Raw genomic sequence first — 387 nt, 5'->3', positions numbered from 1 at the left:
GGTTGTCGCCAATCGTTGAGCAAGTACACGGTTTTGTGGGCGGCGGCGATAGCGGCTCATTCCCATTTTACGCTTACCACGGTTACTGGACGCGTGACTTTACCAAGATTGATGAGAACTTCGGTAACGAAGCTGATCTTAAAAAGCTGGTGGAAGAGGCACATAAACGTGGCCTTAAAGTCTTGATGGACGCAGTAATCAACCACACTGGTTACTCAACGTTAGCCGATTTGCAATTTGATGGTATTGAGGTGTTAAAACCAAACGCTGAACTACCTAAGAAGTGGGGGGATTGGCAACCAAAAGCGGGTGAAAATTGGCATAGCTACCACCAGAATATTGATTACCAGAGTCCAAACTGGGCGAAATGGTGGGGCGGTGACTGGA

At 47.8% G+C, this 387-nt stretch carries 1 protein-coding gene; it reads left to right on the top strand.

Annotation, left to right across the window (positions count from 1 at the left end; genetic code table 11):
- The coding region (locus IQR33_RS35070) for an alpha-amylase family glycosyl hydrolase (RefSeq protein ID WP_265575821.1) at positions 1 to 387 on the top strand (387 nt) is incomplete at both ends.

It is taken from the genome of Vibrio sp. OPT46 (assembly GCF_015163535.1).
Lineage (GTDB): Bacteria > Pseudomonadota > Gammaproteobacteria > Enterobacterales > Vibrionaceae > Vibrio > Vibrio alginolyticus.
This window is presented reverse-complemented; position numbering and strand designations above follow the sequence as displayed.